This is a genomic window from Reyranella sp. (assembly GCF_004296935.1).
In the GTDB taxonomy this organism is placed as follows: Bacteria; Pseudomonadota; Alphaproteobacteria; order Reyranellales; family Reyranellaceae; genus Reyranella.
This window is the reverse complement of record NZ_SCVH01000106.1, coordinates 37,851-55,490: the sequence shown is the minus strand read 5'-3', so window position 1 is coordinate 55,490 and position 17,640 is coordinate 37,851. Positions and strand designations below refer to the sequence as shown.

Sequence of the window (17,640 nt, the reverse complement as noted above, 5' to 3'; positions counted from 1 at the left end):
GCTAGCGCGGCCACTGCCGGAGCGCCACCAAGCCGCCGTCGATCGGCAGCAGGACGCCGGTCACCCAACGCGATTCATCCGAGGCGAGATAGACGGCGCCATGGGCGATGTCCCAGGCCGTGCCTTCGGTCTTCATCGGCACCAGATTCCTGCGCCGCTCGCGTGCCTCGGCACCGAGATGCGCCACCATCGGCGTATGCACCGAGCCCACGACGATACAGTTGGCGCGAATGTTCTCTGTCGCATAGTCGGCCGCGACCGAGAGCGTGAAACCATGCAGGCCGGCCTTGGCCGTGGCATAGGCCACTGCACCCGGACTGCCCATCAGGCCGAGGGCGCCCGCGATCGACGACACCATGATGATCGAGCCGCCACCACCTTCCTTCATCTTCGGAAGGCAATACTTGCTGCACAGCATGGTGGTGGTGAGATTGGCCTCCAGGACCTTGTTCCAGGTTTCCAGCGTCACCGTCTCGGGCGTGCCCGGCCCGCCGATGCCGACATTGTTGTGCAGGATGTCGAGGCGGCCGTATTTTTTGGCAGTGAACTCGGCCATTGCCTCGGCGACATCGGCCTGGGCGACGTCGCCCGCGAACACGGAAGCCTCGCCGCCCTCGTCCTTGATCTGCCTGGCAAGCTTCTCGGCGCGCTCGGCGCTACGATTGACCAGCACGACCTTGGCGCCTTCCCGCGCAAACAAAATCGCCGTCGCCATGCCGTTGCCCACACCCTCGCCGCGCGGCGCCGCGCCGGTCACCACCGCTACCTTGTCTTTTAGACGTCCGGCCATGACTTCTCTCCCGCCCCAATGCTATTTCAGGGGCGGACCTTAGCCGGGAGACTCGCGCCATGGCCAGCAAGACGGAAACTCATGAGGGTGGCTGCACCTGCCGCCGGGTACGCTATCGCCTGACATCGAAGCCGATGTTCGTGCACTGCTGCCACTGCCGCTGGTGCCAGCGCGAGACGGGCACTGCATTCGCGCTCAACGCCATGATCGAGGCCGACCGGGTCGAGCTCCTGAACGGCGAGCCGGAGCTGGTGGTGACGCCGTCGGAAAGCGGCAAGGGCCAGAAGATCTGGCGCTGCCCCAGCTGCCGCATCGCGGTGTGGAGCAACTATCCGGGCGCGGGCGATGCCGTGCGTTTCGTGCGCGTCGGCACGCTCGACAACCCCGACGCCATGCCGCCCGACATCCACATCTTCACCATGTCCAAGCAGCCCTGGGTCGAGCTGCCCGAAGGCACACCTTCGGTGCGTGAGTTCTACGACATCAAGAAGATGTGGCCGAAGGAAAGCCTGGAGCGGCGCGCCGCCTTGCGCACCGCCAAAGGCTAGAGGCTGCTGAGATCGGCCACGGCACCCGCGATCAGACGTGTGCCAATCGCCATCATCAGGATGTCATTGGCGACCCGCACATACTGATAGCCAGCGGGCGCGGGTGAGAGCTGCGCAAGCAGAACGCCCGGTAGCGGATAAAAGACGATGCCGGCCGCCAGAGGCTGGCCGATCACCCAGAGTTTCTTGGCTTGGCCCGGCGGCAGGCAGCCGTTGTTCTTCTTGGCGAGACCCGGCGGGCAGTGACCGGCAGCGTACTGCGTGCGGTAGTAAGAGTAGACCGAGTTGCGGTCGCGGTCGTTGATGACGACGTTGACCTGCGGTGCGGCGGCCTGTGGTCCGCCCTGGCCCTGACCTTGTGCCTGCCCCTGGCCTTGACCCTTGCCGGGTGCCGTCGTGGCCTTGTCGGGCGGGCCGCCGCGGCCGGGCCTGTCGTCCTTGTCCTTCTGGGCGAAGGCAGGTGAGGCGAGCGCAGCGCAAAGAAGGACGAAGAAGGCAATCGGGGCTGTTCGCATGGGAGATCCTCCTGGAAGGCTCACCAGCAAGCTCCCGCTTTATGGCCGGGCGATGGCTGGGCGAAGGCAACAACGCGGAGCCCCGGCCGAGGTTCCCAGCGCCTGCTAAATCTTCCAGTAGTCCGGCAGCTTGGCCGCCAGCCATTTTGCCAGCGCCGCATTCACCGCGACGGGCTGCTCCTGCGCCATCCAGTGCCCAGAGTTCACCACGACTTCGGTGAGATCGGCGCAATCGCGACGCATCGGGTCGGCGAGTCGGGAATGCATCGTCTCGCAGGTTGTGTCGTAGGCTCCGTGCAGGAAAAGCACCGGCATCGCAAGCTTGCCGCCGTTCTTCGATGTCGCCGAATAGGTGCCGTTGGCCTTGTGGTTCATGTACCAAGAATCCGGCCCGAAGAAGCCGTTGCGCGTCAGCGCAGCGGTATAGGCTTCCATGTCGGCTTCGGTGATGACGTCGCCATCGCGCGGCACGTCAGGGCAGGCGCCGCCGCCGAACCAGCCGCCGGTCTTGCGGATCGAGGCCGTGCGGCCGGGCTTGCCGATTGCCTTGGGATCGCCCTTGCGGAACAGCGCCTTCACGACATTGCGGATGTTGCCTTCGAAGCCCTTGCACGCCTTGTCGAAGCTCTCCTCGTAGAAGCACTGGTAGTCCCACTGGCCGACAGGATACTCCGCCTCGGGATAGACCTTGCGGTCAACCAGCGGCACGACCGTGTCGAGCGTGAAGCCCGACGCGAGATAGGGCACGCAGAGGCTCGCCACGCCGACAGTCTTCTCCGGGTGGTGGCTGGCGATATTCCACACTACGGGGCTGCCCCAGTCGTGGCCGATCCAAACCGCCTTGTCGCGACCGAGCGCCGCCAGCAGTTCCAGCATGTCGGCGACGATGAGTTCCTGGGCGAAATCCTCATGGCGCGTGTAGGTGCTCGAACGACCATAGCCGCGCATGTCGGGCGCGATGCAGCGGAAGCCGAGCGCTGCGAAAGCCGGCAACTGGTGCCGCCACGACAGCGACAGCTCCGGCCAGCCGTGAACGAAAATCAGGAGCGGGGCATCTTCCGCTCCGCAGGCGAGATAGCCCGTGGTGTGACGGGCGGTCTTGACGGTGTGTTCGGTGACCGGGAATGTCATGCGCAACCTCGAGAATTGGCGGAGCGTCCCATGGATATCGATACAGGCACAACCGAACTCTTGTGCAACGTGCAGGGCGGCGTCGCCCTGATCACGCTCAATCGCCCCGAAGCGCGCAACGCCATGTCGCCCGCCCTCACCGAGGCGCTGCGCAACCAGATCAAGGCGCGCGGCGACGATCCCGATGTCGGCGCCCTGCTGATCACGGGCGCCGGCACCGCCTTCTGCAGCGGCGGCGACGTGAAGGGCATGGGCGGCCGCGGGCCGCGCGGCCAGATGAGCTACGAGGAACGCCTCGCCGACTTGCGCTGGCGGCAGACCCATCTCACCGGCGCGCTGGCTGCCGTACGCAAGCCCACCATCGCCGCCCTGCCCGGTGCGGCGGCGGGCGCGGGCCTCGCCATCGCGCTCGCCTGCGACATCCGCATCGCCGCCAAGTCGGCCTTCGGCACCACCGGTTACGCCAGGATCGGCCTGTCGGGCGACTACGGCATCGCCTGGCTGCTGACGCGTACGGTCGGCCCGATGCGGGCGCGCGAGCTGATGCTGACCTCGGAGAAGGTTGACGCCGAACGCGGAGAGCGCATCGGACTCTTCAATCGCGTGGTCGACGACGCCAGGCTCCCGGAAGAAGCCTTTGCTTTCGCCAAATCGCTGGCCGACGGTCCGCGGGTCGCGCTGCGCCTCATCAAGGACAATCTCGACGACGCGTTGCATATCGACTACGCGACCGCCCACTATCGCGAAGCCGAGCGTCTGGTATCGGCCTCGCGTACCGCCGACCACAAGGAAGCGGTGCAGGCCTTCGTGGAGAAACGGAAGCCGAAGTTTGCCGGCTGCTAGTCCCTGTCGGGTGCGCCGGGCGGGAAGAACGAGCGATAGGGCCGTGCTTCCTCGACAGCGCGCGCGAAGGACGGCCGCTTGAGCAGCCGCGCGCGATAAGCACGAAGGCTGCCGAACCGTTCGCCGATCGGGTGCACCCAATCGGCATAGAAGAGCGACGGCGCCGCCGCGCAGTCGGCCAGTGTAAAAGCCTCACCCGCGGCCCAGGTCCGCCCCTTCAATTCGCCATCGAGCCATTCGTATGACTGGTCGAGCCGCGCCTTGGCGTCGGCCACGCTCTTGGGATCGCGCTCGCCGGCGTCACGCAGCGCGTCGCCGACCACCCTCTGCATCGGACCCATGACGTAGTTGTCGAAGACGCGATCGAGGAAGCGCACTTTTAGCGCCGCCGCGGGATCCTGCGGGATCAGACGCGCCGGCCCAGGATGACGCAGCATCAGATGTTCTATGATGATACTGGCCTCGCGCACGACTTCGTCGCCATCGGTGAGCACCGGCATCAGCCGCAACGGCCAGAGCTTCGCCAGTTCCGCAAAGGAGTCGGCGTCGGTCAGCAGGCGCAACGTGAAAGGCGTGTCGTTCTCATAGAGTGCGATCAGCACCTTCTGGCAGTACGACGAGAAGGGATGGGCATGGAGAACCAGCGCCATGGTCAGATCACCCTCACTGCCATCTTGCCGCGGTTCCTGCCTTCGAACAGGCCGATCAGCGCCTCCGGCGCCTTGTCGAGACCGTCGACGATATCGACGATGGCCTTGATCTTGCCCTCGGCAACCCAGCGCGCCAGCCGCTGCTCGGCTTCGGTGCGGCGATCATAAAAATCCATGACGATGAAGCCTTCCATGCGCAGCCGCTTGGTCACGACCAGCCCCGGCACCGCCATCGGGCCGGGCGCGGGCTTGTCGACGTCGTATTGCGAGACGTTGCCACAACAGGCGATGCGGCCGCGCAAGTTCATCAACGAAAGGGCTGCGTCCAGCACCGCGCCGCCGGTGTTGTCAAAATAGACGTCGATGCCGGCGGGACACGCCGCCGCCAGCGCCCGTCGCACGCCGCCCGCCTTGTAGTCGACCGCCGCATCGAAGCCGAGCTCGCGCACCAGCCAGTCGCATTTGTCCTGCCCGCCCGCGGTGCCGACGACGCGGCAGCCCGCGAGCTTGGCGATCTGGCCCACCATGGTGCCGACCGCGCCGGCCGCCGCCGAGACCAGCACCGTGTCGCCGGGCTTGGGCTGGCCCACTTCCAGCAGGCCGAAATAGGCCGTGAGACCGGTGACGCTGAGCGGCCCGATCAGGAGTTCGAGCGGCACCTGCGTCGTGCGCTTGGTGAGACGCCGCGACGGCAGCGCCGCGTAATCCTGCCAGCCCCAGTCGCCTTCGACGATGTCGCCCTTCGCCAGGCCCGGCGCCTTCGAGTCGACCACCTCGCCGATCGTGAAGCCGCTCATCACCTGACCGGGTTCGAGCGCATCACGATAGGTCTTGCCCATCATCCAGGCGCGGTTGGCAGGATCGAGCGAGAGCATGCGCGTGCGCACCAGCGCCTCACCCTCGTTCGGCACCGGGATCGCCGTCTCCGTCCACTGGAAGGTGTCGGCGGCAATTTTGCCCTGGGGCTGCTTGGCGTAGAGCCATTGGCGGTTCATGGCGTCAGTCCTTGTAGTTGGCGGCGCGCTTCTGCAGGTTCGACATGATGGCTTCGAGCTGGTTGGGCGAGCCGATCAGCTTCTGCTGTTCGACCGACTCCATCATCAGGCCCGACGCCGCGTCGGTCGCGACCGCGGCGTTCAGCAGCCGCTTGTTCGCCCGCATCGCGTCAGGGCTCTTGGAGGCGATTTCCCGGGCCGTTTCGAGCGCCGAGGCGCGCGGATCGTCGACCACACGGGTGACGAAGCCCATCTGCTGCGCCTCGATGCCATTGAAGATGCGGCCGGTATAGGTGAGCTCGCGCACCACGTCCTCGCGCGCGAGATGGCGCATGAGCTGCGTGCCGGCGAGATCGGGCACCAAGCCCCACTTGATCTCCATCACCGAGAAGCGCGTGTCGGCGGTGGCGTATCGGATGTCCGGTCCCAGCGCGATCTGGAAGCCGCCGCCGAAGGCCACGCCATGGACGGCGGCGATCACCGGCACCGGCAGCTCGCGCCACAGCCAGGCGCACTGCTGCGGCCGATTGGCGATGCCGTGGGTGCGCTTGGTGAGGTCGCGCACGCCCGGCACCGCGTCACCGTCCTGTTTCATCGCCGCAAAACTTCCCATGTCGAGGCCGGCGCAGAAGGCCTTGCCCTCGCCCGACAGCACGACGCAGCGCAGCCCCTTCATGTCGGCGAGCCTGGCGCCCGCCTCGATGATGCCCTCGAACATCGCGGGATCGAGCGCGTTCATCTTGTCGGCGCGGATCAGGCGGACGTCGGCCACGCCGTCCTTGAGGTCGATCGAGACGCGGTCCTTCATTTGTCCTTCTCCGATTTCATCCATTCGCGCAGGCGGCGCTTCACTTCTTCCGGATCCACGCGCTCTGGCGGCGCGAGGCTGCCGTCGCGGCGTTTGGGCCACATCAGCATGGCAATGCCGCGCTGCACGTCGGTGTAGGAGCAATCCTCGGGCAGGCGGTCGAGCAGCGCCCGTACTTCTGCCTTAACATCCGTCATGCGTGCACCATCCGCCAAATCCCCTGCGCGATATAGACCGCGCCCAACGCCAGGATGACCCGCCGCGTCCAGTGGTAGAATTGCTTGTCCGACATGCGGTCGAGGAAACGGCGCGAGAGCGTGGTGCCGAACACGGCGAAGGCAGCAGCATAGGCCATCACCAGCCACTGTTCGAGGTCGCGCCCGGCCGGGTCGTCGATCAGGACGGCGAAATAAACGACTTTGGTGAGATGTCCCAGCACCTGGGCGGCGGCCTTGGTGGCGACATTGACCTGCCGGGTCATGCCGGTGCGGACATAGAAGATGTCGAGCAGCGGTCCGGTGACGCCCGACACCAGCTGGATGGCCCCGCCGATGGCGCCGGCCAGGAACGCCTGGCCCGGCGCCTCGATGTTGGGGGCGATGCGCTTCGGCACCGCCAGCGCAATGAACGGCGTCACCCCGACCGCCACCAGCACCAGCGCCTTGTCAGGCACGAAATCGAAGAAGGAGAACACTAGCAGCGAGGCCGCGGCGCCGGCGCCGAACTGCAGCACGACGCTCCATTTTACATGGTGGCGCCACAGCCAGGCACGCCAGCCGTTGGCCGCGATCTGGATGACGCCATGGAACACCATGGCGACCGGCACCGGCAGCAGGACCAGCAGGAAGCCGATCAGCAGCATCCCGCCCGCCATGCCGAAGATGCCGGAAATGAACGAGGTCACGGCAGCCACGACCGCGAGTGCGGCCAGGATAGGCAGGGAGAACATTTCGCACGCTGGGTAGCGCGCATGGCAGAATGTGTCGAGGATCGATAGGGTGCAGACCATGAGCGACACCGATCTTCTTTTCACCCCGGCCGTTAAGGCCGCCGCCCTCATCCGCGCCAGGAAGCTTTCGCCTGTCGAGTATGTCGACACCGTGCTGAAGGCGATCGAGCGCGCAAATCCCAAGCTCAACTGCTTCCGCGAGGTCACGGCCGACGCCGCCCGGCGCGACGCGAAGAAGGCCGAGGAGGCGGTGTCCCGGGGCGAGAAGCTCGGGCCGCTGCACGGCGTGCCGATCAGCATCAAGGACCTGCTCGACGTCGAGGGCGTGCCGACCCGGCATGGCTCGGCGATCTTCGCCGACAATCCGCCGGCCGCGTCCGACGACATCACCGTGGCGCGCCTCAAGGCGGCCGGCGCCATCATCGTCGGCAAGGCAAACAGCCCGGAGTTCGGCGTCAAGGGACTGACCGACGGGCCGTCGTTTGGCGCCACACGCAATCCCTGGAACCTCGACCGCACGCCGGGCGGCTCCAGCGGCGGCGGCGCATCCGCCGTGGCGGCCGGTCTCGGCCCGCTGTCGCTCGCCACCGACGGCGCGGGCTCGACGCGCGGTCCTGCCTCCTGCTCGGGCCTGGTCGGGCTCAAGGCCACACTCGGCATCGTGCCCTACGACACTTCGCGCGATGCCTTCGGCAACAACATCTTCGCGGGGCCCCTCGCCCGCACCGTCACCGACGCCGCCGTCATGCACGGCGTCCTCGCGGGGCCGTCATCCAAGGACCCCTGGAGCCTCGGCGCGACGCCGCAACCGATGTCGCCCGAGCTCGCGGGCGAGGATCTCTCGGGCGTGCGCATCGGCTACATCGAGCTGATGGCCAATCCGCGCCTCGCCGCCGACGTGTGCTCGAACACCCTGCAGGCGCTCGACGCCTGGCGCGACATGGGCGCCGAGGTCGAGCAAGTCACCGACAGGATCGACTGGATCGAGTACGAGGGCCGCGTGCTCTATCAGGCCGGCTTCGCGGTGACCTGCGCCCAATACCTGCCCAAGTGGCAGAACCAGATGGACCCGGTGACGCTCGCCTTCATGGACCGCGGCGCCAAGTTCACCCTCGCCGACTTCCGTAACGCCCAGTTCGCGCGCACGGTCCTGTTCCGCAAGATCCAGTCGCTGTTCGAGCGCTACGACTTCCTGGTGAGCCCGACCAATGCGCGCACCGCGCTCGACGTGACGCACGACGCCGCCAACGACGAGGTCATGATCGACGGCGTGAAGTGCGGCATCACGCGGCAGGGTTGGACGTCATACCAATACCCGTTCAACCTCACCGGCCATCCGGCGATGGCCGTGCCGTCGGGCTTCGGCGCGGACGGGCTGCCGACCTCGGTGCAGATCATCGGCAAGTGGGCGAGCGAGACCGACGTACTGCGGCTCGGCGCGCTGCTCGAGCAGGCGCGCCCCTGGGCACAGCACCGTCCGCCGGCGCTCTGATCAATTGATGCCTTCGCCGACGACGACTTCCCCGGAACCCGGTGGAATGCTAGCGTCCGCGCTCTCAAAAAGGATCGCGCCTGGGAGAGTTGTTCGAAAACAACCCAGCGCCACGGGGAAAGTATAAAGGGAGGCACTTATGAAATTCACGGCAATTCTCGGAGTGGCGACAGCGTTGGTTGTCGGCGGTAGCGGCATTGCAGCGGCCCAGGCACCGGCCAACCTCGACACCAAGAAATTCAACGTGATCGGCACGTGGAACTTCCTCAACATTTTCAAGAAGGTCGAGGCGCCTTTCTGGAACGAGCAGCTCGGTGCGGCTTCGGGCGGCAAGCTGACCGGCAACATCAAATCGATCACCGAACTCAACCTCAAAGGCACCGAGGTTTTGCGGCTGCTGAAGACCGGCGTCTATGACGTGGCGCACGCGCTTCCGATCTATGTCGACGATGGCGCCGCCATTTTCGAGGCGTCGGATCTGTCGGGTGTGGCGACCAGTGTCGCGCAGCAGCGCGAGATCCTGAACGCCTGGCTGCCCGAGATGCAGAAGACCATGCGGGACAAGTTCGGCGCGCAGATCATGTCGACGTTCGCCTTCCCTCAGCAGGTCTTCTTCTGCCGCGACGAAATCTCCAGCCTGGCTGATCTCAAGGGCAAGAAGGTGCGCGTGCAGGGCGTTTCCCAGTCCGACCTGGTCAAGGCGCTGGGTGGCTCTGCGGTGACCATTCCGTTCGGCGAAGTGGTGCCGGCGCTCGAAAAGGGCGTGGTCGACTGTGGCATCACCGGCACGCTGCCGGGATACCAGGCGAAGTGGCCCGAGGTGGTGAAGTCCGTCGTCGATGTGTCACTGGGCTATACGGCCGGCTTCGTGGCCGTGAACCTCAACAGCTGGAACAAGCTCTCCAAGCCAACCCAGGATTTCATGATCGGCCAGTTCAAGAAGCTCGAAGAAGCATCCTGGGCAAGCGTCGAGGCGGACACAAAGGAAGGCATCGCCTGCGACACCGGCAACGGCCCGTGCTCCCTCGGTCCCGCGGCGAAGCTGAAGCTCGTGACCCCCTCGGACGCCGATCGCGCCGCCGTCAAGAAGGCCCTCAACGAGGTCGTCTTGCCCGAGTGGGCCAAGCGGTGTGGCGCGGAATGCGCCGCCAAGTGGACCGAGATTGTTGGCAAGCGCTACGGCCTTACGGCCAAGGCAAACTGAACGGCACAGGGGTCTCCGTCCCTCGGAAAGCAAGCATGGAACGTCTATGGCGCGGCGCATCGGTCGCCGCCCTCTGGGGAGCGTGGGCCGGCGGCGCCATGATCCTGCTGGCTGCCGTCGTCGTGACCGTGGAAGTGATCAGCCGCAAGCTGCTGGCCTTTGCGTTCTCGGGCTCCGACGAGATCGCGGCATATCTTTTTGCCATCGGCACGTCATGGTCGCTGGCTCACGTGATGGTGACGCGCGGGCACGTTCGTATCGACGTCCTTTACGGCAATCTCGGCGCGCGGGGAAAGGCGGTGCTCGACCTCATCGCGATCGCCGGCCTCGCGATCCTGGTCCTGGCCATCGTTGACCGCGCCGGGGAGATATTCCTCGACAATCTGGCCGGCGCGAACCGGTCGAACACGCCGTTGCGGATCCTGCTGGCCTGGCCCCAGGCGTTCTGGTTCGCGGGCTTCGTTCTTTTCCTGGTCGTCACCGTGCTGGCTTTCCTGCGCAGCGTCCAGGCGCTGGTGCGCGGCGACCTCGCCACTATCTCAAAAACCATCGGGGTGCCGTCGCAGGACGAGGAAGTGCAGGGTGAACTGGGTTCCCTGGGCATCGGGACTCCGAACGCCGGGGAGAAACACTAGACATGCTCGGCACCGCCCTGATCCTTCTCGTCGCGCTCCTTGCCGTCAGCATTCCGGTGGCCGCCGTCATGGGCGTCCTCGGCCTGGCGCTCAACCAGTTCTTCTCGTCCATTCCGCTCTACCTGGCGATGGGCGATATCGTCTGGAACGCGAGCTCGGAATATATCCTGATCGCCATCCCGATGTTCGTGATGCTGGGCGAGATCCTGCTGCGGTCGGGGATCGCCCATCGCGTCTATGCCGCGATCGCGACTTGGCTCTCCTGGCTACCGGGCGGGCTGATGCATGCCAATATCGGCACCTGCGCGATGTTCGCGGCAACCTCGGGATCGAGCGTGGCCACGGCGGCGACGGTCGGCGTCGTCGCCCTGCCGCAGGTGAAGATCCGCGGCTATGACGAGCCGCTCTTCCTGGGAACGCTGGCGGCCGGCGGCACGCTCGGCATCCTGATCCCGCCATCCATCAACTTCATCCTCTACGGACTACTGACCCAGACCTCTGTCCCTCGCCTCTATTTGGCCGGGATGATCCCCGGCCTGCTGCTCACCGCCTTCTTCATGGCCATCGTCCTGGGCTACTGCCTGCTGACGCCTTCGAAGGGCGGAACGCCGATCACAAGCAGCTGGGGCGAGCGGCTGCGGTCCCTGAAAGACCTCGTGGCGCCCCTGTTCATCTTTGCCGTTGTCGTCGGCTCCATCTACGCCGGCTGGGCCACACCGACGGAAGCGGCGTCCATGGGCGTCTTCGCGGCGCTCCTGCTGGCGGCATGGGAGCGCGCGCTCTCCTGGTCGATGCTCAAGGCGGTTTTCGAAGGAACGATGCGGACCACGGCGATGATCATGCTGATCATCATCGCCGCACAGTTCCTGAACTTCGTCCTGGCCAACATCGGCGTCACCGACGGTGTGGCGAAAGCCATCAGCGCACTCGGGCTCGGCAAGGTCGGCACCATGCTGCTGTTGATCGTGTTCTACCTGATCTTGGGCTGCTTCATGGAAACCATCTCGATGATGATCCTCACGACCCCGTTCGTGTTCCCGATCGTGGTGGGCCTGGGCTGGGATCCCATCTGGTGGGGCATCGTGCTGACCATCCTCGTCGAGGCAGCCCTGGTGACGCCGCCGGTCGGCCTCAACCTCTACGTCGTGCAAAGCCTGCGCGCGACGGGCGCCATCGCAGACGTCATCAAGGGCGCATTGCCCTTCGTGGGCGCCATGCTCGTGCTGATTCTGCTGCTCATGGCCTTCCCCGATATCGCCCTGGGGTTGCCGACCTGGGTGATGGGCCGCGGATAGATCGGATCCCGGCGGCGCGAAAGGATATTCGCGGGAATAGCCCGGAAGGTCGGTGATTGGGTCCCTTGTGATCGCCTGTTGCGGCCACTCGCAGATCGCGTTCTTCTAGGCTCGCGACAAGGAAATCAGGAGGAAACCCTTCCCATGCGTGTCATTGCAATTCTCGCCGGCCTTTTCGGCCTCGTCGTCGGCCCGGGGCCGGCGCTTGCGGAATTCCCCGACAAGCCGATCAGGATCATGGCGCCCTACGCCCCGGGCGGGAATATCGACGTCACCTCCCGCATCATCGCCGACAAGCTGAAGGATGTGCTGGGAGTCACCGTGCTGGTCGAGAACAAGGCCGGCGCCAGCGGCATGATCGGCAGCGACGTCGTCGCCCGCGCCGCGCCCGACGGATACACGCTGCTGGTGTCGGCCAACTCGCTGGTGGCGGTGCCCGCCATCTACGGCAACGCGCCCTACGACTGGCGCACCGCCTTCACGCCGATCAGCCACATACAGCGCGTGCCGGCCGTCCTGCTCGTGACGCCGAGCTCGCCGATCAAGACCATGGCCGACTTCATCGCGCTCGGCCGCGACGGCAAGTTTCCGGTGGCCGATTCCGGCATCGGGACCACCAACCACCTGGCGCTCGAGCTGATCGGCGATGCGACCGGCACGAAATACACGCTGATCCACTACAAGGGGTCGGGCGCCGCCAGCATCGACGTGATCGCGGGCCAGGTGACGGCCCAGGTCGACCAGGTCAACGCCGCCATCGGCCACATCAGGAGTGGCAAGATGCGCGCCATCGCCGTCTCCTCGGACAAGCGCATCCCGGAGCTGCCCGACGTGCCGACGATGAAGGAGTCGGGCGTGAAGGGCCTTGAGAACTTCACCTTCAGCACCTTCACCGGTCTGTTCGGCCCGGCCAAAATGCCGCCCGAGGTGGTGGCCAAGCTCAACGCGGCGATGGTCAAGGTCCTGAAGGACCCGGCCGTCGTGAAGCGCTTCGCTGATCTCACGGCTGAGGCCTATCCGACCACGCCGCAGGAGACGGCGGCGATGTTCGACACCGAGGACAAGGCCGTGGTGCCGCTGATCAAGAAGCTCGGAATCAAACCGGAGTAGACCTGCCGATGACCTGGCTGCCACCCGCCATCACGCCCATCGTCCTGCTGTTGATCTCAAATATCTTCATGACGTTCGCCTGGTACGGGCATCTGAAGTTCACCGACAGGCCCTTGTGGCTGGTGGTAGTGGCAAGCTGGGGCATCGCCTTCATCGAATACTGCTTCGCCGTGCCCGCCAACCGCTGGGGCCATACGGTTTATTCCGCCGCCGAGCTCAAGACCATGCAGGAGGTGATCACGCTCACCGTGTTCGCCGCCTTCTCGGTCCTCTATCTTGGCGAGCGCATCACGCTCAATCACCTGGTGGGCTTCACCCTGATCTGCGCTGGCGCCTTCTTCGTCTTCAAGGGGCCGATTCCAGCCTAGGCGAACGCCGACGCGATCTGGTAGGTGGCGAAGGCTGCCACATAGGCCAGCGCCAGCATGTAGAAGAACGTCACCCACATCCATGTCCAGCTGCCGGTCTCGCGCCGGATGACGGCGAGCGTCGAGGCGCATTGCGGCGCGAACACGTACCAAGCGAGGAACGCCAGCGCCGTGGCGAGGCTCCATTGCGCGCTGAGTGCCTGGCCGATCTTGTCGACGGCTTCCTCGCCGCCGCTGATGGCGTAGATGGTGCCGAGCGAGCCGACCGCCACCTCGCGTGCCGCCATGCCGGGGATCAGCGCGACATTGATCTGCCAGTTGAAGCCGAGCGGCGCTGTCAGCGGCTGGATCGCCGATCCGATCATGGCAGCCAGGCTGTAGTTGATGGCGGGCTCGGTGGCGCCCTCCGGTGGCTGCGGGAACGTCGCCAGCAGCCAGATCAACACCATCATGGCGAGGATGATGGTGCCGGCGCGCCTGACGAAGATCGCAGCGCGCGTCCACAGGCCGATGGCAAGGCTCTTCAGCCGCGGGATCTTGTAGTCCGGCAACTCGAGCATGAAGGGCTCGCCCGCCGACCCTCGCCAGATCAGGCGCTTCAGCACGAACGACACGGCGAGCGCGCCCGCGATGCCCGTAGCGTACAGTCCGAACATCACCAGGCCCTGAAGGCCGACGAAGCCCCACACGTCGCGATCGGGGATGAAGGCTCCGATGATCAGCGTGTAGACCGGGATACGCGCCGAGCAGGTCATGAGCGGCGCCACCAGAATGGTGGTGAGACGATCGCGACGATCGTCGATCACACGCGTGGCCATGATCCCCGGGATGGCGCAGGCGAAACTCGACAGCAGCGGGATGAAGGCGCGCCCATGCAGGCCGGCGCCCCCCATGATGCGATCCATCAGGAACGCCGCGCGTGCCATGTAACCCAGGTCCTCGAGCACCAGGATGAAGAAGAACAGGATCACGATCTGGGGCAGGAACACGAGCACGCTGCCGACACCGCCGATCAGCCCGTCCTTGAGGAAGCTCTTGAGCAGGTCGGGTAGCGGCGCCATCTCGACGAAGTCGCCCAGCCAATGGAAGCCCGCCTCGATCGCATCCATGCCCGGCGTTGCCCAGGCAAACACCGCCTGGAACATGACGAAAAGGATGGCGAGCAGGATGGCGAGGCCCGCCACGGGATGCAGCAGCACGGCATCGACCCGCGCCGTGCCGGCATCGCGCTCGCCGGTCCGGCGCACCGCCGCGCACAGCAACCGGTCGGCCTCGTGCTGTCCGCCGCGCAATTCGCCGGCGTCGGGCGCGCACCACGAGGAGGCGCCGGCCGCCGGCAGGCTGGCCAGCGCACCGTCGAGTTCGCGCAGCAGCTCGTCGGTGCCGCCGCGGCGCACCGCGACCGAGCTCACGACCGGCACGCCGAGGTCGCGCGACAGGCGAGCCGCGTCGATCTCAATGCCACGCTTGCGGGCGATGTCCATCATGTTGAGCGACAGCATCACCGGCCGGCCGACGCGCTTCAGTTCCAGCGCAAGGCGGAGTGCCAGCCGCAGGTTGGAGGCATCGGCGACGCAGACGATGAGGTCGGGCGCGACCTCGCCCGCCAGGCGCCCGAGCACGGCATCGCGCGTGATCTCCTCGTCGGGCGAGCGCGCGCGCAAGGAATAGGTGCCGGGCAGGTCGACGATCTGCACGACGCGGCCGGCCGGCGTGGTCAGGCGACCGACCTTCTTTTCGACTGTGACGCCGGGATAGTTGGCGACCTTCTGGCGGCTGCCGGTGAGCGCGTTGAACAACGCCGTCTTGCCGCAGTTGGGGTTGCCGACCAACGCGACAGTGGGAGCGGCAAGGGAAGCGACGGTGTTCACGTCGGGATCTCGGCGCTCACAAGGATCGCCATGGCCTCACGCCGGCGGAGCGCGATGGTCGCGTGTGCCACGCGCACCGCAATCGGGTCGCTGCCGAACAGGCCCTGGTGCAGCAGCTCGACATCGGCGCCCTCGACGAAGCCCAGTTCGATCAACCGGCGTTCCAGCTCGGGACCCGGCAGGCCGCCCCCGACGTGCTCGGCGGAGAGCGCCTCGATGCGGCCGCGAAAGCCCACGCGCGCATCACCTAATGCTATGGTTGGTCTGGCAGACATTGCGACTAATTCGTAATAGCACTGGGAAAGAGGCTTTTCCAGCAGGGAGGTAGAGGCGATGGGAACGATCGTTCTGGCGCATGGCGCCTGGTCCGCAGCCTGGGCCTGGAAAAAGATGCGACCTCTGTTCAGGGCCGCCGGCCACGAGTTTTTCTCGCCGAGCTACACAGGACTCGGCGAGCGCGCTCATCTCGCCCGCCCCGAGATCGACCTGTCGACGCACATCCAGGACGTGCTGGCGGTGCTCGAGATCGAGAACCTGACCGACGTCACCCTGCTCGGCCATTCCTATGGCGGCATGGTCGCGACCGGCGTCGTCGACAAGGCACGCGAGCGCATTGCGCGCGTGGTCTACATCGACGCCTTCGCCCCCAAAGACGGCCAGAGCCTGTTCGATCTGGTAGGCCCCAAGGCCGAGGCCAACATGCGCGCCGGGGCCGTCAAGGACGGCGACGGCTGGCGGCTTCCCATCAATCCGATGCCGCCCGACACCGCGCCCGAGGATGTCGCCTGGGCCAGCCCGCGCCGCCGGCCACAGCCCATCCGGACCTTCGAGCAGAAGCTGAAACTCGAGTCGAACGAGCCGCCGCCACCGCGCCACTATATTTATGCAACGCGCAACGGACCGGGCGACGTCTTCCGCCAGTTCAGCGAACGCGCCAAGAGCGAGGCCGGCTGGAAATCCTACGAGCTCGACGCCAGCCACAATCCCCACATCACCTGCCCCGATGCGCTGATGGCGCTCTTGACCCGGATCATGCCGAATACGTGGGAGGACAAGTGAGCCAGGATCTCGCCCACGACGTCCTTGGCCAGCTCGGCCGCACCCGACGCGCCGACGATTCCCTGGCGATCAGCGGCGGCGACGATCCCGTGTTCGTGACGCCGTGGCGCATCGGCCGCGCCGGATCGGCAGCCCTGGGCGCGGTGGGCCTCGCCGTCTCGGATCTCTGGCGTTTGCGGACCGGCAAGCCGCAGTCCGTGAGCATCGATCTGCGCGCCGCCGCGGCCTCGCTGCGCTCCAACACCTACGTGCGGCAGAACGGCGAGAAGCCTGTATCGTGGGATCCGCTGGCCGGCCACTACCCGACGCGCGACGGCCGGACCATGTTCCTGCACACCAACCATCCGCACCACCGCGCCGGCGCGCTACGTATCTCGGGCGCCAAGGCCGAGACGCGCGAGGCGCTGGCGGAGGCCGTCGCCAAGTGGGACGGCCTCGCCATCGAGGAGGCGATCGCTTCGGGCGGCTGCGTCGGTGGCCTCGTGCGCAGCCGTGACGAATGGAACGCCCATCCGCACGGCATCGCCGTCGCCAGGCTGCCGTTGATCGACATCGTCAAGATCGGCGAGGCGCCGCCGCGGCCGCTGCCGAGAGGCGACCGGCCGCTCAGCGGCATACGGGCGCTCGATCTGACGCGCGTGCTGGCGGGCCCCACCAGTGGCCGCGTGCTGGCGGAGAACGGTGCCGAGGTCCTTCACATCGCGGCACAGCACCTGCCCTACCAGACCGAGATCCTCATGGACACCGGCCACGGCAAGCGCTGCGCCTGGCTCGACCTGCGCGAACCGGCCGGCATCGAGACGCTGGCCGGCCTGGTGCGCGAGGCCGATGTCTTCACCCAGGGCTACCGGCCGGGCACGCTCGCCGCGCGCGGCTTTTCGCCGGAGCGGCTGGCCGAGCTGCGACCGGGCATCGTCTGCGTCAGCATCTGCGCCTACAGCCACGAAGGCCCCTGGTCCTCGCGGCGCGGCTTCGACTCGATCGTGCAGAACGTCACCGGCCTTTCCGCGACACAGGGAACGCTGGAGAAGCCGCACAACATGCCGGTGCAGGCCAATGACTATATCGCCGGCTACCTCGCCGCCCTGGGCGCCATGGTCGGCCTCGCTCGCCGCGTCGAGCAGGGCGGGTCGTGGCTCGTGCGCGTCTCGCTGGTCCAGGTCGCGCACTGGATCGCGAGCCTCGGCACCATCGATGGCAGCAAAGGCGCGGCCGAATTGACCGACGACGAGCTTGCGAGCCTGATCACCGAGAGCGTCGGCCCGTTCGGCCGGCTGAACCATCTGCGGCCGATCGTGCAGTTGAGCGAGACGCCCGCCTTCTATGCCCGCCCCGCGGAGCCGCTCGGCAGTTCGCCGGCGCGGTGGGCCTGACCGC

Annotated in this window: 20 protein-coding genes; 10 read left to right on the top strand and 10 right to left on the bottom strand. The window is 66.5% G+C overall.

Annotated elements, in window-relative coordinates:
• Position 1 precedes the first annotated feature (1 nt).
• Positions 2–790: an SDR family NAD(P)-dependent oxidoreductase gene (locus EPO55_RS15555; protein ID WP_296337874.1), complete on the bottom strand. Its 789-nt coding sequence runs from the start codon at positions 788–790 to the stop codon at positions 2–4.
• A 59-nt stretch (positions 791–849) separates the two neighbouring features.
• Here EPO55_RS15555 and EPO55_RS15550 point away from each other — a divergent pair, with 59 nt between their 5' ends.
• The gene (locus EPO55_RS15550; protein WP_296337873.1) at positions 850–1,338 is read left to right on the top strand and encodes a GFA family protein; all 489 of its coding nucleotides are present in this window, start codon (positions 850–852) and stop codon (positions 1,336–1,338) included.
• Here EPO55_RS15550 and EPO55_RS15545 read toward each other — a convergent pair.
• Both EPO55_RS15545 and EPO55_RS15540 read right to left on the bottom strand, forming a co-directional pair.
• Positions 1,335–1,853: a hypothetical protein gene (locus EPO55_RS15545; protein WP_296337872.1), complete on the bottom strand. Its 519-nt coding sequence runs from the start codon at positions 1,851–1,853 to the stop codon at positions 1,335–1,337. The two genes, EPO55_RS15550 and EPO55_RS15545, sit on opposite strands and share 4 nt — an antisense overlap.
• 105 nt (positions 1,854–1,958) lie before the next feature.
• Positions 1,959–2,984, bottom strand: a complete 1,026-nt coding sequence (locus tag EPO55_RS15540) for an alpha/beta hydrolase (RefSeq protein ID WP_296337871.1) — start codon at positions 2,982–2,984, stop codon at positions 1,959–1,961.
• A gap of 30 nt (positions 2,985–3,014) precedes the next feature.
• Here EPO55_RS15540 and EPO55_RS15535 point away from each other — a divergent pair, with 30 nt between their 5' ends.
• A complete protein-coding gene (locus EPO55_RS15535; RefSeq protein WP_296337870.1) occupies positions 3,015–3,827 on the top strand; it encodes an enoyl-CoA hydratase-related protein in 813 nt (270 codons plus the stop codon).
• On the opposite strand, the gene EPO55_RS15530 is transcribed toward EPO55_RS15535, so the two are convergent.
• The 5 genes from EPO55_RS15530 to EPO55_RS15510 are packed head-to-tail and all read right to left on the bottom strand — an operon-like array spanning position 3,824 to position 7,229.
• Entirely contained in the window at positions 3,824–4,477 is a 654-nt protein-coding gene (locus tag EPO55_RS15530) for a glutathione S-transferase family protein (protein ID WP_296337869.1), read from the bottom strand. The two genes, EPO55_RS15535 and EPO55_RS15530, sit on opposite strands and share 4 nt — an antisense overlap.
• Before the next feature lie 2 nt (positions 4,478–4,479).
• Positions 4,480–5,472, bottom strand: coding sequence for an NADP-dependent oxidoreductase (locus EPO55_RS15525; protein ID WP_296337868.1), 993 nt, complete (start codon positions 5,470–5,472; stop codon positions 4,480–4,482).
• Between the two features lie 4 nt (positions 5,473–5,476).
• Positions 5,477–6,280: a crotonase/enoyl-CoA hydratase family protein gene (locus EPO55_RS15520; RefSeq protein WP_296337867.1), complete on the bottom strand. Its 804-nt coding sequence runs from the start codon at positions 6,278–6,280 to the stop codon at positions 5,477–5,479.
• Complete coding sequence (locus EPO55_RS15515; protein WP_296337865.1) at positions 6,277–6,477, bottom strand: hypothetical protein; 201 nt, start codon at positions 6,475–6,477, stop codon at positions 6,277–6,279. Before EPO55_RS15515 ends, EPO55_RS15520 begins: the two co-directional genes overlap by 4 nt.
• Positions 6,474–7,229, bottom strand: coding sequence for a TSUP family transporter (locus EPO55_RS15510; RefSeq protein WP_296337863.1), 756 nt, complete (start codon positions 7,227–7,229; stop codon positions 6,474–6,476). The genes EPO55_RS15515 and EPO55_RS15510 overlap by 4 nt, the downstream gene beginning before the upstream one ends.
• Positions 7,230–7,287: 58 nt before the next feature.
• Here EPO55_RS15510 and EPO55_RS15505 point away from each other — a divergent pair, with 58 nt between their 5' ends.
• The 6 genes from EPO55_RS15505 to EPO55_RS15480 all read left to right on the top strand — a co-directional run bounded on the left by EPO55_RS15505 (position 7,288) and on the right by EPO55_RS15480 (position 13,333).
• Complete coding sequence (locus EPO55_RS15505; RefSeq protein ID WP_296337862.1) at positions 7,288–8,721, top strand: amidase; 1,434 nt, start codon at positions 7,288–7,290, stop codon at positions 8,719–8,721.
• Positions 8,722–8,860: 139 nt separating this feature from the next.
• Complete coding sequence (locus tag EPO55_RS15500; protein ID WP_296337860.1) at positions 8,861–9,925, top strand: TRAP transporter substrate-binding protein; 1,065 nt, start codon at positions 8,861–8,863, stop codon at positions 9,923–9,925.
• A gap of 98 nt (positions 9,926–10,023) precedes the next feature.
• Positions 10,024–10,560, top strand: a complete 537-nt coding sequence (locus EPO55_RS15495) for a TRAP transporter small permease (protein WP_296337859.1) — start codon at positions 10,024–10,026, stop codon at positions 10,558–10,560.
• 2 nt (positions 10,561–10,562) lie between these two features.
• Entirely contained in the window at positions 10,563–11,855 is a 1,293-nt protein-coding gene (locus EPO55_RS15490; protein WP_296337858.1) for a TRAP transporter large permease, read from the top strand.
• Positions 11,856–11,999: 144 nt separating this feature from the next.
• A complete protein-coding gene (locus EPO55_RS15485) occupies positions 12,000–12,965 on the top strand; it encodes a tripartite tricarboxylate transporter substrate binding protein (RefSeq protein WP_296337856.1) in 966 nt (321 codons plus the stop codon).
• An 8-nt stretch (positions 12,966–12,973) separates the two neighbouring features.
• Positions 12,974–13,333, top strand: a complete 360-nt coding sequence (locus EPO55_RS15480) for a DMT family protein (protein WP_296337855.1) — start codon at positions 12,974–12,976, stop codon at positions 13,331–13,333.
• Here the strand turns inward: EPO55_RS15480 and feoB are convergent.
• Both feoB and EPO55_RS15470 read right to left on the bottom strand, forming a co-directional pair.
• Positions 13,330–15,204: a ferrous iron transport protein B gene (feoB, locus tag EPO55_RS15475; RefSeq protein WP_296337854.1), complete on the bottom strand. Its 1,875-nt coding sequence runs from the start codon at positions 15,202–15,204 to the stop codon at positions 13,330–13,332. The genes EPO55_RS15480 and feoB overlap by 4 nt on opposite strands.
• Positions 15,201–15,479, bottom strand: a complete 279-nt coding sequence (locus EPO55_RS15470) for a FeoA family protein (RefSeq protein ID WP_296337853.1) — start codon at positions 15,477–15,479, stop codon at positions 15,201–15,203. The genes feoB and EPO55_RS15470 overlap by 4 nt, the downstream gene beginning before the upstream one ends.
• A gap of 58 nt (positions 15,480–15,537) precedes the next feature.
• Here EPO55_RS15470 and EPO55_RS15465 point away from each other — a divergent pair, with 58 nt between their 5' ends.
• Complete coding sequence (locus EPO55_RS15465; protein ID WP_296337852.1) at positions 15,538–16,263, top strand: alpha/beta hydrolase; 726 nt, start codon at positions 15,538–15,540, stop codon at positions 16,261–16,263.
• Positions 16,260–17,636, top strand: a complete 1,377-nt coding sequence (locus EPO55_RS15460) for a CoA transferase (protein WP_296337850.1) — start codon at positions 16,260–16,262, stop codon at positions 17,634–17,636. The genes EPO55_RS15465 and EPO55_RS15460 overlap by 4 nt, the downstream gene beginning before the upstream one ends.
• The last annotated feature ends 4 nt before the right edge of the window (positions 17,637–17,640 follow it).

Excerpts from the sequence above, each read along its gene's own strand:
- EPO55_RS15555 (WP_296337874.1), bottom strand. The coding sequence starts at position 790 with ATGGCCGGACGTCTAAAAGACAAGGTAGCGGTGGTGACCGGCGCGGCG.
- EPO55_RS15550 (WP_296337873.1), top strand. The coding sequence starts at position 850 with ATGGCCAGCAAGACGGAAACTCATGAGGGTGGCTGCACCTGCCGCCGG.
- EPO55_RS15545 (WP_296337872.1), bottom strand. The coding sequence starts at position 1,853 with ATGCGAACAGCCCCGATTGCCTTCTTCGTCCTTCTTTGCGCTGCGCTC.
- EPO55_RS15540 (WP_296337871.1), bottom strand. The coding sequence starts at position 2,984 with ATGACATTCCCGGTCACCGAACACACCGTCAAGACCGCCCGTCACACC.
- EPO55_RS15535 (WP_296337870.1), top strand. The coding sequence starts at position 3,015 with ATGGATATCGATACAGGCACAACCGAACTCTTGTGCAACGTGCAGGGC.
- EPO55_RS15530 (WP_296337869.1), bottom strand. The coding sequence starts at position 4,477 with ATGGCGCTGGTTCTCCATGCCCATCCCTTCTCGTCGTACTGCCAGAAG.
- EPO55_RS15525 (WP_296337868.1), bottom strand. The coding sequence starts at position 5,472 with ATGAACCGCCAATGGCTCTACGCCAAGCAGCCCCAGGGCAAAATTGCC.
- EPO55_RS15520 (WP_296337867.1), bottom strand. The coding sequence starts at position 6,280 with ATGAAGGACCGCGTCTCGATCGACCTCAAGGACGGCGTGGCCGACGTC.
- EPO55_RS15515 (WP_296337865.1), bottom strand. The coding sequence starts at position 6,477 with ATGACGGATGTTAAGGCAGAAGTACGGGCGCTGCTCGACCGCCTGCCC.
- EPO55_RS15510 (WP_296337863.1), bottom strand. The coding sequence starts at position 7,229 with ATGTTCTCCCTGCCTATCCTGGCCGCACTCGCGGTCGTGGCTGCCGTG.
- EPO55_RS15505 (WP_296337862.1), top strand. The coding sequence starts at position 7,288 with ATGAGCGACACCGATCTTCTTTTCACCCCGGCCGTTAAGGCCGCCGCC.
- EPO55_RS15500 (WP_296337860.1), top strand. The coding sequence starts at position 8,861 with ATGAAATTCACGGCAATTCTCGGAGTGGCGACAGCGTTGGTTGTCGGC.
- EPO55_RS15495 (WP_296337859.1), top strand. The coding sequence starts at position 10,024 with ATGATCCTGCTGGCTGCCGTCGTCGTGACCGTGGAAGTGATCAGCCGC.
- EPO55_RS15490 (WP_296337858.1), top strand. The coding sequence starts at position 10,563 with ATGCTCGGCACCGCCCTGATCCTTCTCGTCGCGCTCCTTGCCGTCAGC.
- EPO55_RS15485 (WP_296337856.1), top strand. The coding sequence starts at position 12,000 with ATGCGTGTCATTGCAATTCTCGCCGGCCTTTTCGGCCTCGTCGTCGGC.
- EPO55_RS15480 (WP_296337855.1), top strand. The coding sequence starts at position 12,974 with ATGACCTGGCTGCCACCCGCCATCACGCCCATCGTCCTGCTGTTGATC.
- EPO55_RS15470 (WP_296337853.1), bottom strand. The coding sequence starts at position 15,479 with ATGTCTGCCAGACCAACCATAGCATTAGGTGATGCGCGCGTGGGCTTT.
- EPO55_RS15465 (WP_296337852.1), top strand. The coding sequence starts at position 15,538 with ATGGGAACGATCGTTCTGGCGCATGGCGCCTGGTCCGCAGCCTGGGCC.